Below are 16,348 nucleotides of genomic sequence, written 5' to 3' on the forward strand. Positions count from 1 at the left end.
CTCAATCGCCGGACGGGCTGATTTGGCTGAGCTCCGCCAAATCAGCCCGTCCGGCGATTGAGGACAACGCGGCGAAGCCGTGTTGCGGGGGGTCTGGGGGATCGCCCCCAGTTTCGGGAAGGGGCGGGCAGGGGAAAGGCCCGCCGCAGGCGCGACGGGCCTTTCCCCCCGGACGGATCAGGCCGTCGCGTTCACCAAGACCGCCATATTGCCCGCAGGATGCTCATTGTCGTGGATCAGCTGATGCGCCTTGCCGATCTCGTCGAACCCGAGCGTCAGCGACAGGCAAGGATCGACCAGCCCCTGCCCGATCAGCTCGGTGACCTCCCGCGCCTCCCGCGCGTTCGAGACGTGCGACCCCTGCAGCCGCTTCTGCCGCATCCACAGGAACCGCAGGTCCACATCGCCGTTGTAGCCCGTCGTGCCGCCGCAGATGACGACCATGCCCGCGTTGTCGCACAGGTACATGGACGTGGGGATGGTGTCCGCGCCGGAGTGCTCCAGGACGATCCGCGGCGCGCGCCGCTCGCCGAGCACCTCCCAGAAGCGGCGGCCGAACGCGCGCGCCCCCTTGAGCCATTCCGCCATGGCGTCCTCGTCGGACGTGTCCGGCAGCCGGCCCCAGTGGTCGAAGTCGCGCCGGTTGATGTAGCCCTTGGCGCCCAGCTCGACGCAGTACTCGCCGCGCTCGTCGCTGGAGACGACCGCGATGGGTATGCCGCCGGCCCGCCGCACCAGCTGGATGGCCATGCAGCCCAGCCCGCCCGCACCGCCCCAGATCAGCACCGGGTCGCCCGGCCGCACGGTGTGCGGCTCCCAGCCGAACAGCTGGCGGTACGCGGTCGCGGCGGTCGCCATGTAGCACGCGGCCTCCGCCCAGGACAGCCGCTTCGGCTTCGGGTGGCACATGTACTCGTCCACGACCGTGAACTGCGCGAAGGAACCGAAGTTCTCCTCGTAGCCGTACACGCTCTGCGTGGAGGAGGTGGAGGGGTCGGCGCCCAGCCGGATGTCCTCGGCGGTCTCGTCCCACTGGTTGGCCAGGATGACGACCTCGTCGCCGAGGGCGACGTGGCGCACGTCCTCGCCGACGGCCCACACGACGCCCGACGCGTCCGAGCCGCCGATGTGGAAGTCCTCCGTCGCGCCGCGCCGCTGCCGGGTGGCGACGACGTCGACCGGGTCACCGAGCGCGGCCCAGACGTTGTTGTAGTTCACACCGGCGGCCATCACCTTGATGAGCACCTGGCCGCGCCCGACCTCCGGCACGTCCACGACCTCCGTGCGGAAGGCGTCGATGGGCATGCCGTAGCGCTCGGGCCGGATGAGCGAGGCGTACATGCGCTTGGGCGCCTGCCCCAACGGGGGCGCGTCGCCGAGCTCGTAGAGGTCCTGGGTCACTGGGTGGCTCCTGACGGTTCGGGACGGAGACCGGCGGTGTGCTCGGTCGTGCTGGTGGAAGCGGAGCGGGCGGCGGCCCGCTCCAGGTGGTCGAGACAGGCACGGTGACCGGTCGCCGGCAAGGTGACCGTCCAGCCTTCCGGTACGTCGGCGAAAGCGGGCCACAGGGAGTGCTCCCCGGCCGCGTTCGTGAGCACCAGGTGCGACTTTTCACCCTGGCCGGGGTCCTCGAACGGACTGCGCACGGTTCTACCTTCCTTGCTGTGCGTTGGTGCTGTGGTGCGTTGGTGCGTGCGGGGGGTCAGTCCGCGGCCGGCCGGAGTGCCTCCGCGAGGACCGCGCCGATCCTGGCGAGCGGCTCCGGCTCGGTCATCTCGTAGTGGCCGCACGGCACGGGGTGGTCCTCGACGGTGCCGTCGACGTACGCCCGCCACTCCTCGACCTTGGCCATGGCGTCCGACGACCCGGCCGCGGCCGCCGGGTCGCCCGCGGCGCTGAAGAACAGCACGTCGCCGGTGAACACCTCCGGCTCGAAGCCGGGCGCGATGCGCAGGTTGTTCCGCATGACCCGGGCGAGCGCCGTCGCCTCCTCCAGCGAGACGGCGGCCGTCCCGGCGTCACCGAGCAGTGCGAGCGCCCGGGAGACGTCCAGGGCCCCGTCCTCCGGCAGCTCCAGACCGGCGACCCGGAGCAGCAGGGACGCCACCTGGAGCTCCGTCTCCTCCTCGGTGAGCGGCCGGCCGTGGGTCAGCGGGGCGTCCATCATGGCCAGCAGTTCGACCTGTTCGCCCGCGCGCTGCAGCGCGGTGGCCATCACATGCGCCACGGTGCCGCCGTAGGACCAGCCCAGCAGCCGGTACGGACCCTCGGGCTGCACCTCGCGCAGATGCCCCAGATAGGACTCGACCATCTCCTTCGCGTCGGCCGCGGGGGCGCTGACGCCGTCCAGGCCGTGCGCCTGGATGCCGTACACCGGCTGCCGTCCGCCGAGGTGGGTCAGCAGGCCCGAGTAGCGCCAGCCGATCCCGCCGCCGGGGTGCACGCAGAACAGCGGGCGCTGGTCGCCGTCGGCCCGCAGCGGCAGCACCGGAGCGAAGGCGTCGTTGCCGGCCCCTGTGCGGCCCATCCCGTCGAGGACCCCGGCGATCGTGGGGGACGACAGCAGGGCGGCGGCGGGGATGTCGAGCCGCGAGGCGGTGCGCATGCGGCCGGCCAGCATGACGGCCCGCATGGAATCGCCGCCCAGATCGAAGAAGTTGTCGTGGACCCCGATGCCCTCGATGCCCAGCGCCTCTTCCCAGTGCCCGGCCACGACCCGCTCCACCGGGGTGCGGGGCGCGACGTACTCGGTCGCCAGGTGCGGCGGCCGCGGCGCGCGCCCGGAGACCCGCTCCGGGGCCGCCGCCGTGTCGTCGTCCGTGCCCGTGCGGGGCCGGGCGGCGGGCGCGTCGATCCAGTGGCGCCGCCGGTCGAAGGCATAGCCCGGCAGCGGCACCCGCCGCGGCTCCGCCGTGTCGCCCGGCGCGCCCAGGCCGACTTCCGCACCGGCCGCCCACAGCCGGCCGATCGCCTCGGCCAGCACCTGGCCGTCCGGGCGCTCCGCCTTGGCGTGCCGCATCGTCGCCACGGTCACCAGCGGCTCGTCACCGAGCCGGGCCGTCGCCAGCTTGGCCAGCACATCGCCCGGACCGATCTCCACGAGCAGCGGGTTGCCGCGCTCCCAGACGGAGGCGATGCCGTCGGCGAACCGCACGGTCCGCCGGGTGTGGTCGATCCAGTGCTTGCGGCTGGTCGCCTGCTCGTCGGTGATCCACGTGCCCGTCACATTGGTGACGAACGGGATCCGCGGCGGCCGCAGCGTGACCGTGCCCAGCGCGTCCTCGAACGCGCCCAGCACGGGGTCGAGCACATGCGAGTGCGCGGCGGCCGGCATCCGCAGCCGGCGGAACGTCACCTCGTCGGCCAGCAGCCGCCGTTCGAGCGCGTCCACCGCCTCCTCCCGCCCGGCGACCGTGCACGCCGCCGGGCCGTTCACGGCGGCCAGCGACAGGTCGTCGGTGAGATAGGGCCGCAGCTCCTCCTCGCCCAGCGCCACCCCGACGGTGGCACCGCCCGCGGAGGCGATCAGCCGGATCCGCTCGGCGACCAGCGGCAGCATCTCCTCCAGGGTCATCACCCCGGCCAGAGCGGCCGCCGTGTACTCGCCCAGCGAGTGCCCGATCAGCGCGTCCGGGCGCACCCCCTGCTCCATGAGCGTCACGGCGAGGGCGTATTCGGTGACGACCAGCGCCAGGAACGCGTCCACACTGCCAGGGTCGGCGTGCTCGAAGAGGGCCGTCCGCAGATCGCGGCCCAGGACGGGCCGGAGGATCGCGGCGCAGCGGTCTACGGTGTCCCGGTAGACCGGGTGGTCGCGGTAGAGCTCGGCGCCCATCCCGACGTACTGCGTGCCGCCGCCGGGCAGCAGGAAGGCGACCGCCGGCGCGCTGCCGTCCCGCACCTCCGGATGCGCGGGCAGCGGGTGGCCCAGGGCCCGTACCGCGTCCTGGGTGGTTCGCGCGACGACCGCGGCCCGGTGGGGCATGGCGGGCCGGAACGTGGCCAGCGAGTGGGAGACGTCGGCGAGATCGAGGTCCGGGCGGTCCGCCAGGTGCCGCCCGAGGCTGTCGGCCTGACCGCGCAGGGCGCCCGGCGTACGGGCCGACAACGGCAGCACGCGCCACCGCGGTTCCGTCTCCTCGCGGGGGGCCTCCTGGGCGGCCGGCGGGGCCTCCTCCAGGATGACGTGGGCGTTGGTGCCGCCCACCCCGAAGGCGCTGACGGCGGCCCGGCGCGGCTCGGCGCCCGCCTCCCACTCCTCCAGGGCCGTGGGCACCCGGAAGGGGCCCGCCGCGAAGTCGATCAGCGGGTTCGGCGCGTCGAAGTGCAGGCTCGGCGGGATCTGCCGGTGTTCCAGGGCCAGTACGGACTTGATGAACCCGGCGATCCCGGCGGCCGCGCCGAGGTGGCCGATGTTCGTCTTCACCGACCCCAGGGCGCAGAACTGCCGCTCGTCCGTGCTCTCCCGGAACGCCTGGGTCAGGGCGGCCACCTCGATCGGGTCACCGATCCTGGTGGCCGTGCCGTGCGCCTCCACGAAGCCGATCGTGCCGGCACCGACCCCGGCGGCCGCCTGGGCGGCGAGGATCGCCTCGGCCTGCCCCTCCGGGCTCGGCGCGGTGAAACCCACCTTGCGGCGGCCGTCGTTGTTGATCGCCGAGCCCTTGATGACGGCCCGGATCCGGTCGCCGTCGGCCAGCGCGTCCTCCAGCCGCTTGAGCACCACCGCGCCCACGCCGTCACCCGACGACGTGCCTGCGGCGTCCGCCGCGAAGGCCCGGCAGCGCCCGTCCGGCGAGAACGGCCCGTCCGGCACGTGCCGGTAGCCGAGCATCGCCGACGGATTGAGCGACACGGCCCCCGCGAGCGCCACATCGCACTTGTAGTCGATGAGGTCCTGGCAGGCCGTGTGGATGGCCACCAGGGCCGTGGAACAGGCCGTCTGCAGGGACAGGCTCGGTCCCGTCAGCCCCAGCTCGTAGGAGATCCGGGTGGCGAGCGCGCCCAGCGAGTTGCTCGTCGCCGCGTGCACCAGGGCCACCGACGCGCTCTGCCCCGCGAACCGCGGGTGGACGTTCGCCGGGTAGTACCGGCTGTCCCCGGCGCCCGCGTACACCCCGACCTGCTGCTCGCCGTGGCCACTGGCGTAACCGGCGTCCTCCATCGCGTGGTAGGCGCTCTCCAGCAGCAGCCGCTGCTGCGGGTCGACGAGTTCGGCCTCGGCCGGGCTGTAGCCGAAGAACGCCGAGTCGAAGCGGTCGATGCCCTCGATGACGGACGCCATCCGCACCAGGTCCGGGTCGTCCAGGTGCGCCGGGTCGCCGCCCGCCGCCAGGAACTCCTCGTCGCTGACGGGCCGGATCGACTCCCGCCCGGCGGCCAGGTTCTCCCAGAACTCCTCGACGGTGTCGGCGCCGGGGAAGCGCCCCGCCATGCCGATGACCGCGATGGCCGGATCGGCCTCGTACCCGGTCTCTGCTGTCTCATCCATCGTTGCGGGGCCCCTTGTTCTTGGTGTTCTTGGTGGTACGGCGGGCCCGCGCGGCTCGCTGGCGCTCCGCCTGCTGCCGGGCCCGGTCCAGACCGGACGCGGGCGCGGCACCGGCCGGAGCCGGAGCGGCGGCGGGTGCGGCCGCGGCGCCGACGCCCGTCCGGGCGAGGTGCTTGGCCAGCGCCCTGACGGTGGGGTGGCTGAAGAGGTCCACGACCGTCAGGTCACAGCCCAGTTCCTGGTTGACCGTCGTCTGGGCGCGCACCAGCAGCAGCGAATGGCCGCCGAGGTCGAAGAAGTTCTCCTCCACCCCCACGTGGTCGCGGCCCAGGACCCGGCACCAGATCGCCGTCAGCGACTCCTCCAAGCGGCGCGCCGCGTCCGGGCCGCCGTCCGCCGGCCCCCCGGCGGAGTCCGCCGAAGCGCCGGCCGCCCGCAGCACCCAGGCGCCGTCCGCACCGCAGGCGCGGGCGGCGGCCCCGGCCGCCTCGTACAGGGCACCGAGATCGGCACCGTCCTCCAGCGCCACCCGGCCCGCCAGCCGGTGCACCGGCCGCGCCGTGGCCCGCACATGGGAACGCACCCACGGCGCGCTCCGGTCGGCGCCGATCAGCACGTGCGGCTCGTCCAGCCTGCGCGCCAGGTCGAAGGAGCGCAGCCCCGCGGCCGGTTCCAGCACGCGGTAACCACGCGCCTCCGTCAGGGCCTTGAGGCCGTAGCCCTCGCTCATGCCGAGCTCGTCCCACATGCTCCAGGCCAGGCTGTGCGCGTCCAGCCCGGCGCCCCGCTGGTGGACGGCCAGGGCGTCCAGGAAGGCGTTCGCCGCGGAGTAGGCACCGCTCATCGACCCGCCGAAGAACCCGTTGACCGAGGAGAACGACGTGAACGCCGCCGCCCCCAGCTCCAGCGCGAGCCGGTGCAGGACCCAGCCGCCGGTGACCTTCGCGGCCAGCGCGGCACGCCACTGTCCGGTGCCGTAGTCGGTCACGGCCCGCTGGTCGAAGTCGCCCGCGAGGTGCAGCACCCCGGCCAGCGGCGCCGACCACTCACCGGCCGCCTTGTCGACCGCAGCGCGGACCTGGCCCGGATCGGTGATGTCGGCCGCCTCGTACCGCACGGCACCCAGCTCCCGCAGGCTCCGGAACGCCGCGATACGGCGGCCGAGCGCGCCGCCCTCGGCGACGTGCGCGTCCCAGGTGTGCTCGTCGGGCAGCGCCGTGCGCCCGACGAGCAGCAGCCGTGTGCCCGGCGTCCGCAGCAGGTGCTCCGCGAGGCGCACCGCCACTCCGCCGAGGCCACCGCTGATCAGCTGGAAGCCCTCGGCTGCGGCCGGCGTGGCGCGCGGCAGCGGAGTGGGCAGGGGAGCCAGGCGGCGCACCCAGCGGCCGCCGTCGCGGTAGGCCACCTCGGCGTCGGCCGACGGCACCGCGATCTCGTCGAGCAGCAGCCCGGCCGTCTCCCGCGCGTCACCGGCGGGCAGGTCCAGGTGGGCCGTCCGCAGCCAGGGCAGCTCCTCCCGCAGGCTCTTGAGCAGACCACCGGCCGCGGCGTGCGCGTACGAGGCACGCTCGCCCTCCACGACCGCCTGGCCGCCCGTACCGACGAGGTACAGCGCGACCTGCCGGTCGGCGGCGTGCCGGGCCGTCAGCGCCTGCGCCAGGCACAGCAGGCTGTCGGCGCTGTCCCGCTGCGCGTCCAGGAGCTCTTCGACGCTGCCGGGCTCGCCTTCGAAGGCGGCGAAGGCACCCAGGTGCACGACCGTGTCCACCGGCCGCCCGTCGGCCGCCAGGGCGTCGAGCAGCAGCCCGTGGTCCTCGACGGCGTCGATCCGGATCCGGTACCGCGCGGCGTCCACCCGGGCGAACTCCTCGCCCGCCGTGACGACCGTGCACAGGGAGCCCGCCGCGCGCAGCCGCACGGCCACCGCCTCCGCGACCTCCGCGGCCGCGGAGTGCCGCCCGGCGAGCACCAGCGCGTGCCCCGGCGCACCGGACGGCCGGTGCTGACGCGCGGCCCGCTGCCACACCGGGCGCAGGAACCAGTCCGGCACGGTCGCGGAGGTGGCCAGCAGGATCTCCGACGCCTGCACCGGCTCGTCGAACTCGCCCGCCTCGAAACGCTTCCGCAGCTGCGTCCGCTGGATCTTGCCGATCTCCGTCTTGGGGATCGTCGCGGCCTCCACCGGCACCAGATAGGCCGGGCTGACCCCGATCTCGCGGGTCACCTTGCCGCGGATCGCCCGCAGCGCCCGCGCCACGTCCTGCCCCGGCTCCAGGTGGAAGAACAGCGCGAGCTCGTCCGTGCTCGCCGACGCGTCACCGCGCACCGCCACGGCGGCGGTGAAGCTCCGCACGACGAAGGGCAGTTCCTCGACGCAGGTCTCTATCTCGTGGCTGTAGTGGTTGACGCCGTTGACGATGATGACGTCCTTGGCGCGGCCGGTGATGTACATCTCCCCGGCGCGCAGGAACGCCAGGTCCCCGGTCTCGAACCAGCCCTCCGGTGTGAAGGACTCCGCGTTCGCCTTGTCGTTGTCGTGGTAGCCGCCGGTCACCGTCGTGCCGCGCACCTGGAGCCGGCCCACGGTGCCCTCCGCCACGACCTGGTCCTGGTCGTCGACGATCCGCATCGCGAAGCCCGGGTAGGGCAGGCCGCAGCTGACGAACAGCTCCTCCCCGTCCGGCGCCTCGGCGGGCAGCACGGTGTCCGTCACCACCGACGAGGTCTCCGACATGCCCCAGCAGGGGTGCATCACGTCCTGCGGCATCCCGAACGGCTCGAGGGTCTTCAGGAAACCCCGCGCCGTGGCCGCGACGACCACCTCGCCCGCGTTCATCACCAGCCGCACCGGGGACAGGTCCCACCGGCGGTCGCCCATCCGGTGCGCCTGCTCCGTCACGAGGCCGAACGCGAAGTTGGGCGCCCAGATGATGCTGGCACGGTGCCGGTCGGCGACGTCCATCCAGCGCAGCGGGTCCTCCAGGATCCAGGAGGTGAGCGCGTGGACCTGACGGCACCCGAGATAGACGTCCCGCAGGTGGAACATCACCACACCGGTGACGTGGTCCAGCGGGATCCAGTTGAAGGAGACGTCGTGCTCCGACAGCGAGTTCATCGCGGCCGTGGCCGCCGCCCGCGTCAGCACGTTGCGGTGCGTGAGCCGCACCGCCTTCGGCAGACCCGTGCTGCCGGACGTCAGCAGCATGAGGATCACGTCCTCCGGGCGGGCCGGATGCCAGTCGGCGTCCGAGGGGCCCTCGCGCAGCGCGTCCACCGTCGTCAGCCGCAGCCCCGGCCAGTCCCGCCGCTCCGCCAGATCGCGCAGCCCCACCTCACCGGAGGAGGTCGTGACGATCCACGGGCGGTGCAGCATCTGCCACACACCCTCCAGCTTCGCCAGCGGCGCGGACTCCGCCGCGTACGACGACGGCACGGTCAGCGGGACCGTCACGAAACCGCCGAGGATGCAGCCCCACAGGGCGGCCAGGAAGTCCTCGGTGTCCTCGCACTGGAGGATCACCTGGTCGCCCGGGCGCAGCCCCAGCGCACGCAGGCCACCGAGCACCCGGGACGCCTCCTCGATCAGAGAGGCGTAACTGCGCCGCGTCTCACTGCCGTCGGCGCGCACATGGACGACCTCCGCGTGCTCCCCGCCCCCGGCGGCCCGCCGCAGCGCCTCCGCCCAGGTGTGCGCGGTCAGCTCCGGCAGCGGCGGACCCTCGCTGAGCGCGGGCACGGCACCCACGGCCGCGCCCGTAGCCGGGGAGCCCGACGCGGCGGCCTGCCGCGCGGAACCCGTACCGACGTACAGCCGGCCGGTCTCCTCCGGCACGTCCTCCAGCCCGGCCGACGCCGAACGGACACCGGGCAGCGCGGCCAGAGCGCTCTCCCAGGCACCGGCCGCCTCCGCGTCGATCACCGGCAGCCCGCCCAGAGCGGCGGCGTCCAGTGTGCCGTCCGCGTTCCTCGGCAGATCCGACACGGCGGCCACCCGCGGAGCCCGCGCCGGGTCACCGGCCGTACGCAGCAGTTCCTTCGCCGCCTGCTCGACCGCTCCGGCCCGGGACGGCACGGCCAGGACCACCGGACGGCCGCCCTCCGACGGCAGCGTCACCGCGTCCCGGATCCCGCCGCCCGTCAGCAGCGACGCCGCGTCGAACGGCTCCTCCACCACCACCGTGCCGAGCGCGCCCCGCGCCTCGACGGACGGCAGCGCGCCGATCCGCAGCCCCGGGTCCTCGGCCACGGCCGCCAGCAGCGCGCGCAGCGCACCGCCCAGCCGCTCCGCCGTCTCCCGGTCGAACAGGTCCTCGCTGTACTCGACATGGCACGCCAGACCCTCCGGCGCGCCGTCGGCCCCACGCCGCTCCAGCACGTCGACGAACAGGTCGAACTTGGCCGTCCCCGTCGAACGCGGCTCCAGCGGCGCCCGGTTGCCACCCAGCGTCAGCACGGCCTCGGTGTTGTTCTGCAGCGCCAGCATCACCTGGAACAGCGGGTGCCGGGCCGGCGTACGGGCCGGGTTCAGCTCGTCGACCAGCCGGTCGAACGGCAGGTCCTGATGGTCGTACGCGGCCAGGTCGAACTCCCGCACCCGGGCGAGCAGCTCACGGAACTCCGGGTCACCGGAGGTGTCCGCGCGCAGCACCAGCGTGTTGGCGAGCAGCCCCACCACGTCGTTGAGAGCTTCGTCCACGCGCCCGGCCACCGGCGTGCCGACGGGAATGTCCGTACCGGCGCCGCAGCCCGTCAGAAGCGCCGCCAGGGCGCTCTGGAGCACCATGAACAGGCTCGCGCCGCTCTCGTCGGCGAGCCGCAGCAGATCCCGGTGCACACCGGCGTCCACCTCGACGGCCAGACCGCCACCACGCCGGCTGGGCACCTGCGGCCGCTTCCGGTCGGCCGGCAGCGCCAGCTCCTCCGGCAGCCCCGCGAGGGCCTCCTTCCAGAACGCCGCCTGGCGCCCCAGCACACTCGCCGGGTCCGTCGCCGCCGCGAGCAGATCCCGCTGCCACAGCGCGTAGTCCACGTACTGGACCGGCAACGCCTCCCACCGCGGGGCCGCGCCCTGGGCACGGGCCGCGTACGCGGCCGACAGATCCTCCGCCAGCGGCCGCAGCGACCAGCCGTCCGCCGCGCTGTGATGCAGCACGAGCACCAGCGTCCGGGACGCACCCGTGCCGTACAGGCCCGCCCACAGCGGCGTGTCCGTCGTCAGGTCGAACGCATGCCGCAGCGCACCCGCCACATGGGCCTCGACCTCCTCGGCGGGGCAGTCGACGACCTGGAGCACCGGACGCACACTGCCGGGCGGGCACACCTCCTGCCGCGGCGCGCCGTCGGTCTGCGGCAGCAGCGTGCGCAGGCTCTCGTGCCGGTCGGTGACGTCCGCCAGGGCCGCCCGCAGCGCCTCCGGGTCGACCTCCTCCTCCAGCCGTACGACCAGCGGGATGTTGTACGTCGCCGCGGACGTGTCCAGCTGGTTGAGGAACCACATGCTCTGCTGCGCCGAGGACAGCGGGATCACCGCGGGCCGCTCGGCGGGCACCAGACCCGGCCGGGCCGGTGCCACCGCCGCGCCCTCGGGAAGGTGCGCGGCGATGCCCGCCGGGGTGGGCGTGGTGAACACCGCGGCCATCGGCACCTCGGCACCCGTCGCGGCGCGCAGCCGCGTCAGCAGCCGGGTCGCCAGCAGCGACTGGCCGCCCAGGTCGAAGAAGTTGTCGTCCGCGCCGACGGTGCCCTCCGGCAGGCGCAGCAGCTCCTCGTACAGCCGGCACACCAGTGCCTGCGCCGCGCTCGCCGGGGCGCGGCCGCCGGCCGCCGCCGCGAAGTCCGGCGCGGGCAGCGCCTTGGCGTCCAGCTTGCCGTTGGCGGTCAGCGGCAGCTCGGCCAGGACGACGCACGCGCTGGGCACCATGTGCTCGGGCAGCAGCTCCGCCAGGTGGGCGCGCAGCCGCGCCGGGTCAGGGGTGTGTCCGGGCGCGGGAACGGCGTAGCCGACGAGCATCCGGTCGGCGGCCCCGTCCGTCTGCCGGGCGACGACCGCGGCCAGCGCGACCGAGGGGTGCGCCGCGAGCGCTGCCTCGATCTCGCCGGGCTCGATGCGGAAGCCGCGGATCTTCACCTGCTGGTCGGAGCGCCCGGCGTACTCCAGGGTGCCGTCCGCCGACCGGCGGGCCAGGTCACCGGTGCGGTACATCCGCTCGCCCGACCGCCCGAAGGGATCGGCGACGAACCGCTCCGCGGTCAGCGCCGGACGACCGAGATACCCGTGCGCCAGACCGGGGCCGGCGACGTACATCTCGCCCACCCAGCCCGGCGGCACCGGCTGCAGGCAGTGGTCCAGGACGTACACCCGCAGGTCCGGCAGCGCGGTGCCGATGACGCTCCGCGCCCGGCCGTCCTCGATGATCCCGCGCGTGATCCGCTGGTACGTCACATGCACGGTCGTCTCGGTGATGCCGTACATGTTGATCAGCTCGGGCGCCTCGTCGCCGTGCCGCTCCAGCCACGGGCGCAGGTGCGCGGGCTCCAGGGCCTCGCCGCCGAAGACCACGTAGCGCAGCGCGAGCGGTCCGCTGTCGGCACCGGCCGCCCGGTCCGCCTGGATCAGCTGCTGGAACGCGGACGGCGTCTGGTTGAGGACGGTGACGCCCTCGCGGCGCAGCAGTTCGAGGAACTCCCCGGGCGCGCGGGTCGTCGTGTGCGGCACGACGACGAGCCGGCCGCCGTGCAGCAGCGGACCCCAGATCTCCCAGACGGAGAAGTCGAAGGCGTAGGAGTGGAACAGCGTCCACACGTCGTCCGGGCCGAAGGTGAAGTGCGCGGCGGACGTCTCGAACAGCCGGATGACGTTGGAGTGCGGGATCACCACACCCTTGGGGCGGCCGGTGGAACCGGAGGTGTGGATGATGTACGCGGTGTCGGACGGGGTGAGCGGAGCGGACCGGTCGGCGTCCGTGAGGTCCGCGGACGCGAGCGCGGCCAGCTCACGGTCGGTGGCCTCGTCACCGAGGACCACGGTGGTGGCACCGGTCTCCGGCAGCCCGGCCGCCACCTGAGCATCCGTCACCAGCAGCGCGGGGGAGGCGTCCTCGGCCACGGAACGGATGCGCTCGGCGGGATAGCCGGGGTCCAGCGGCAGATAGGCGGCACCGGACTTCAGCACGGCGAGCAGACCGACCGTCAGCTCCAGGGAACGGGGCAGCGCCAGGGCCACGATCCGGCCCGGACCGGCACCCCGCCCGACGAGGAAGCGGGCCAGCCGGTTGGCTCGCGCGTTCAGCTCCGCGTAGCTCAGCGCGGTGCCCTCGTACGTGACGGCCGTCGCGTCGGGCGTACGGGCCGCCTGGGCCTCGAAGCGCGCCGGGAGGGTCGCGTCGGCGGGGGCTTGCGTGTCACCGGCCGAGACGTACGCCGGGTGCTCGCCGTCGCGCAGCAGTGTCGTGCGCGCGAGCGGCAGATCGGCGTCCGCGTCGGCGAGCCGGTCCAGCAGCAGCAGGAACCGCTCCTGATGGCCGGCCAGTTCGGCCTCGGTGTAGAGCGCCGGGTTGGCGTCGAAGGAGAGCCACAGACCGGTGTCGTCGGCACCCGGCCGCACATTGATCTGGAGGTCCTCGACGGGACCGCCCGTCAGGTGGTGCGAGGTCGTCGGGTGACCGGCGAACGTCAGCTCGTTGGTGAACGGGATGAGGTTGACGACCGGCCCGTACAGCCGCCGCCCGCCGCCCAGCAGCTTCAGGTCGCGGCGCAGGTCCTCGCCGCGGTACTGCTGGTGCCTGCGGACGGCGCGCTGCTCCTCGGCCACCGCGCGGACGAGCTCGGAGACGGTGGTGGTGGGCCGGACGTCCAGCCGCAGCGGCAGGATGTTGGAGACCGTGCCGGGCACCCGCATGGCGGTGGAGCCGAGCCGGCTCCAGGTGGTGAGCCCGAGGATCACGTCGCGGCTGCCGGTGACCCGGTGGAGGTAGGCCGCGGTGGCCGCGAGGAGCAGGTCACCGCGCGCGCCGCCGAGCCGCGCCGCGGCCCGGGAGAGCCGGTCGGCCTCGGCGGCGGACAGGAGCGTGGTGCGCCGCAGGAAGGGCGCGGACGGCGCCGCGCTGCCCTCGGTGAGGCCGACGGCCACGGGGGAGTCGGCGAAGCGCCCGGTCCAGTGGGCGCGGTCGCGCGCGAAGCGCTCCGAGGCGCGGTAGGCGACGTCGTCGTCCAGGAGCGCCTCGGCGGAGGCGAAGGGGGTGCCGGAGGGCTCGTCACCGGCCGCCAGCGCGGTGTACGTCTCGGCCAGCCGGCGGGCGACGAGCTTGAAGCCGTAGCCGTCCAGAAGGACGTGGTGCGCCCGCAGATACCAGAACCAGCGGTCGGGTGCCGCCTTGACGAGGGCCTGGGTGAACAGCGGCCCCTCGGTGAGCTCGACGGCCGTCGCGAGGTCGGCGGCTATCCACGCCTCGGCCGCGGCGCGCGGGTCGGGCTCGGTGCTGACGTCCAGCAGGCGCAGGGGCCAGTCGGTGGTGGGTGCCAGGGTGCCACGGGGACCGTCGGCGGACTCGGAGATCCGCAGCCCGAAGACGTCCGCCTCGGCGACCGTGCGGCGCAGCGCGGCCTCGAACAGCTTCGTGTCGACCGGGCCGTGGATCTCCACGTACTCACCGGTGTTGTAGGCCGCGTTCGCGGGGTCGAGTCGCTGGGCGAACCAGATGCCCTCTTGGGCGCCCGACAGCGGGCGACCGGCGTCCTCGTGAACAGACATGGCACCAACCCTCAGTAGGTGTATGGAATTTTCTGCCGGAGAAAAGCCCTGCGGGACTACCGCGCAGGGCGACGTTGGGCGGGCGCTTGCGATCGGCTCCACGACCGGGAAACGGTATGTGCGAGGACGCTCAAGGGATCGCAAAACACGGCAGGATGCGGCGCATTGGGTCGGCCTTGAGAGCGCCACGGCGAGGCGGCCCTTCCACCGGCATTAACCCTGCACGAGGGGAACTCGGGCAGTCAAGGGAAGATCGTTCCAAGTTCCGTTTGACTTTCCGGCGAGGAGTCAACTCGCTTTGATTTCATCTTGAACCAGCGGTTCCGGTCTGCTGTCCATGCTTGCATAAAGAGCGAACTTCGGGTGTTCGGAACGCGTACGGAAGGCGTCAGGGAACTGTTTCGGGGCGATGTCCGTTCCGCTTCCGCGAGTGGTCCGGACCATCGGAAAGATGCCCGAGGCAACCCCTAGTACCGCGCCCGCGCGCAAACGGCGGACGGGCCTGACTTCACGTCAGACCGGCGTCTCAACCTAGCGCTTCCGTAAGGAAAAGAATAGCGAGACCCTGCCGGGTCGCTGTGAGAGGTAAGCCACGCTCGGGTCCCGCACGACGCCTCTTGAAAGACGGCGGAAATCCCGCTTCACTGAAACCGCGATTCCGCTTCGGCGGGCGAGGCGACCCGAGGGCAAGCCCTACCGCACACCATCGATTTTCGGCCAGCGACTGGCCGAACCCCCCTCGCCGGACCGGCGATTTCCGCCCCGCTGAAGTCTGAAACATGAAAGGCAAGTGGTATGCACCGCAAGTTGTGCCCGGCGGAGACGCTCTACGTCGCCCAGCGGAGCCGTGCAGTGCTCTCCTGCACCGTCCACGGCGACCTCGACGAGAAACTCCTCGCCGCCGCCTTCGACGCCAAGGTCGCCGAACACCCCTCCCTGCGCTCCCGCGTCGGCCAGGAAGGCGACACCTACGCCCTGCGGCCACTGGACGACGCCGACCTGCCCCGCCTCATCGTCCGCCCCGGCGGCCCGACCGCCCTCATGGACGAGCACAACACCCCGCTGCCGGACGGCGGTCCCCTCGTCCGGGCCGTCCTGCTCCGCGGCGAGGACGAGCACACCGTCGTGCTGAGCGTCGACCACACCATCACCGACGGCCACAGCGCCATAGCCCTCTACGACGCGATGTGGCGCACCTACGCGGCGCTGGCCGACGGCGCCACCACCGCCCCACAGGCCACGGCCTACGACTGGCCCGCGCCCGCGACCGACCTGCTGCCCCCCAGCGCACCCGAGGAGACCGACCGGTACCTCGCCCGCCGCGTCGAGCGCACCCAGCGCTTCCCCATCACCGCCCTGCCCTACGAGGCCGCAGGCACCCAACACCCCGCGGAGGAGCACAAGGTCGCCGTCCAGCGCGTGCTCCTCCGGCCCGAGGAGACCACCGCGCTCCTGCGCCACTCGAAGGCCACCGGCGTCTCCGTCCACGGACTGGTCAGCGCCGCCCTGCTCAAGGCCGTCCGCGCACGGCTCGACGGCGACGGCGCCATGGCACTGGGCTGCATGTCACCCGTCGACCTCCGCTCCCGCGTCACCCCGCCCCTGCACCGCGAGATCATGGTGCCCGCCGTCACCTCCTGCCTGGACGTCGTGGACGTCGCCCCCGGCACCGACCCCCTGGAGCTCGGCCGCCGGATCACCGACAACCTGCACGGGGCCATCGAACGCCGCGAGTTCATCCACGAGACCCGCATCCTCGCGCAGGTCGTCCGCAACCCCGCCCTGCTGGCCACCAGCGTCATCGTCACCAACATGGGCCGCGTCCCCGCCCCGCCCGCACCCCGCGGCCTGGAGCTCACCGACGTACGCCTCATCCCCGTCCGCGACAACTACTACCCCCAGGCCGGCCGGGGCCCCGTCATGGGCTGCGTCGTCTCCTTCGACGGCCGCCTCGCCATCGAACTGCCCTACAGCACCGAATGCTTCGCCCACGAGCAGATCCGCGGGATCCGCGACAGCGTGCACACGGCCCTGCTCGAATTCGCCGCACACGGCGAAAGCGCCGTCGCCAGCTGACGGCCCACCGGCCGCACGCACAGCATCCCCGT

Annotated in this window: 5 protein-coding genes; 1 reads left to right on the forward strand and 4 read right to left on the reverse strand. The window is 73.4% G+C overall.

The annotated features are described in order from the left end of the window. Window positions 1-177 precede the first annotated feature (177 nt). Genes ccrA through ACZ4A5_RS15000 form a run of 4 tightly spaced genes read right to left on the reverse strand, consistent with a single transcriptional unit; the run spans window position 178 to window position 14,240 of the window. Window positions 178-1,341: a crotonyl-CoA carboxylase/reductase gene (gene ccrA / locus ACZ4A5_RS14985; protein WP_467582953.1), complete on the reverse strand. Its 1,164-nt coding sequence runs from the start codon at window positions 1,339-1,341 to the stop codon at window positions 178-180. 56 nt (window positions 1,342-1,397) lie between these two features. Then, window positions 1,398-1,646 carry an MbtH family protein gene (locus ACZ4A5_RS14990; protein ID WP_467582747.1) on the reverse strand — a complete coding sequence of 83 codons (249 nt, stop codon included), beginning with the start codon at window positions 1,644-1,646 and terminating at the stop codon, window positions 1,398-1,400. 56 nt (window positions 1,647-1,702) lie between these two features. Further along, window positions 1,703-5,491: a type I polyketide synthase gene (locus tag ACZ4A5_RS14995; protein WP_467582750.1), complete on the reverse strand. Its 3,789-nt coding sequence runs from the start codon at window positions 5,489-5,491 to the stop codon at window positions 1,703-1,705. Then, window positions 5,484-14,240 (reverse strand): amino acid adenylation domain-containing protein, encoded by an 8,757-nt coding sequence (locus ACZ4A5_RS15000; RefSeq protein WP_467582753.1) that lies wholly within the window; start codon window positions 14,238-14,240, stop codon window positions 5,484-5,486. The genes ACZ4A5_RS14995 and ACZ4A5_RS15000 overlap by 8 nt, the downstream gene beginning before the upstream one ends. Before the next feature lie 795 nt (window positions 14,241-15,035). Here ACZ4A5_RS15000 and ACZ4A5_RS15005 point away from each other — a divergent pair. Next, window positions 15,036-16,316: a phthiocerol/phthiodiolone dimycocerosyl transferase family protein gene (locus ACZ4A5_RS15005; protein WP_467582756.1), complete on the forward strand. Its 1,281-nt coding sequence runs from the start codon at window positions 15,036-15,038 to the stop codon at window positions 16,314-16,316. Window positions 16,317-16,348: the final 32 nt, after the last annotated feature.

It is taken from the genome of Streptomyces sp. NPDC025618, assembly GCF_055558795.1.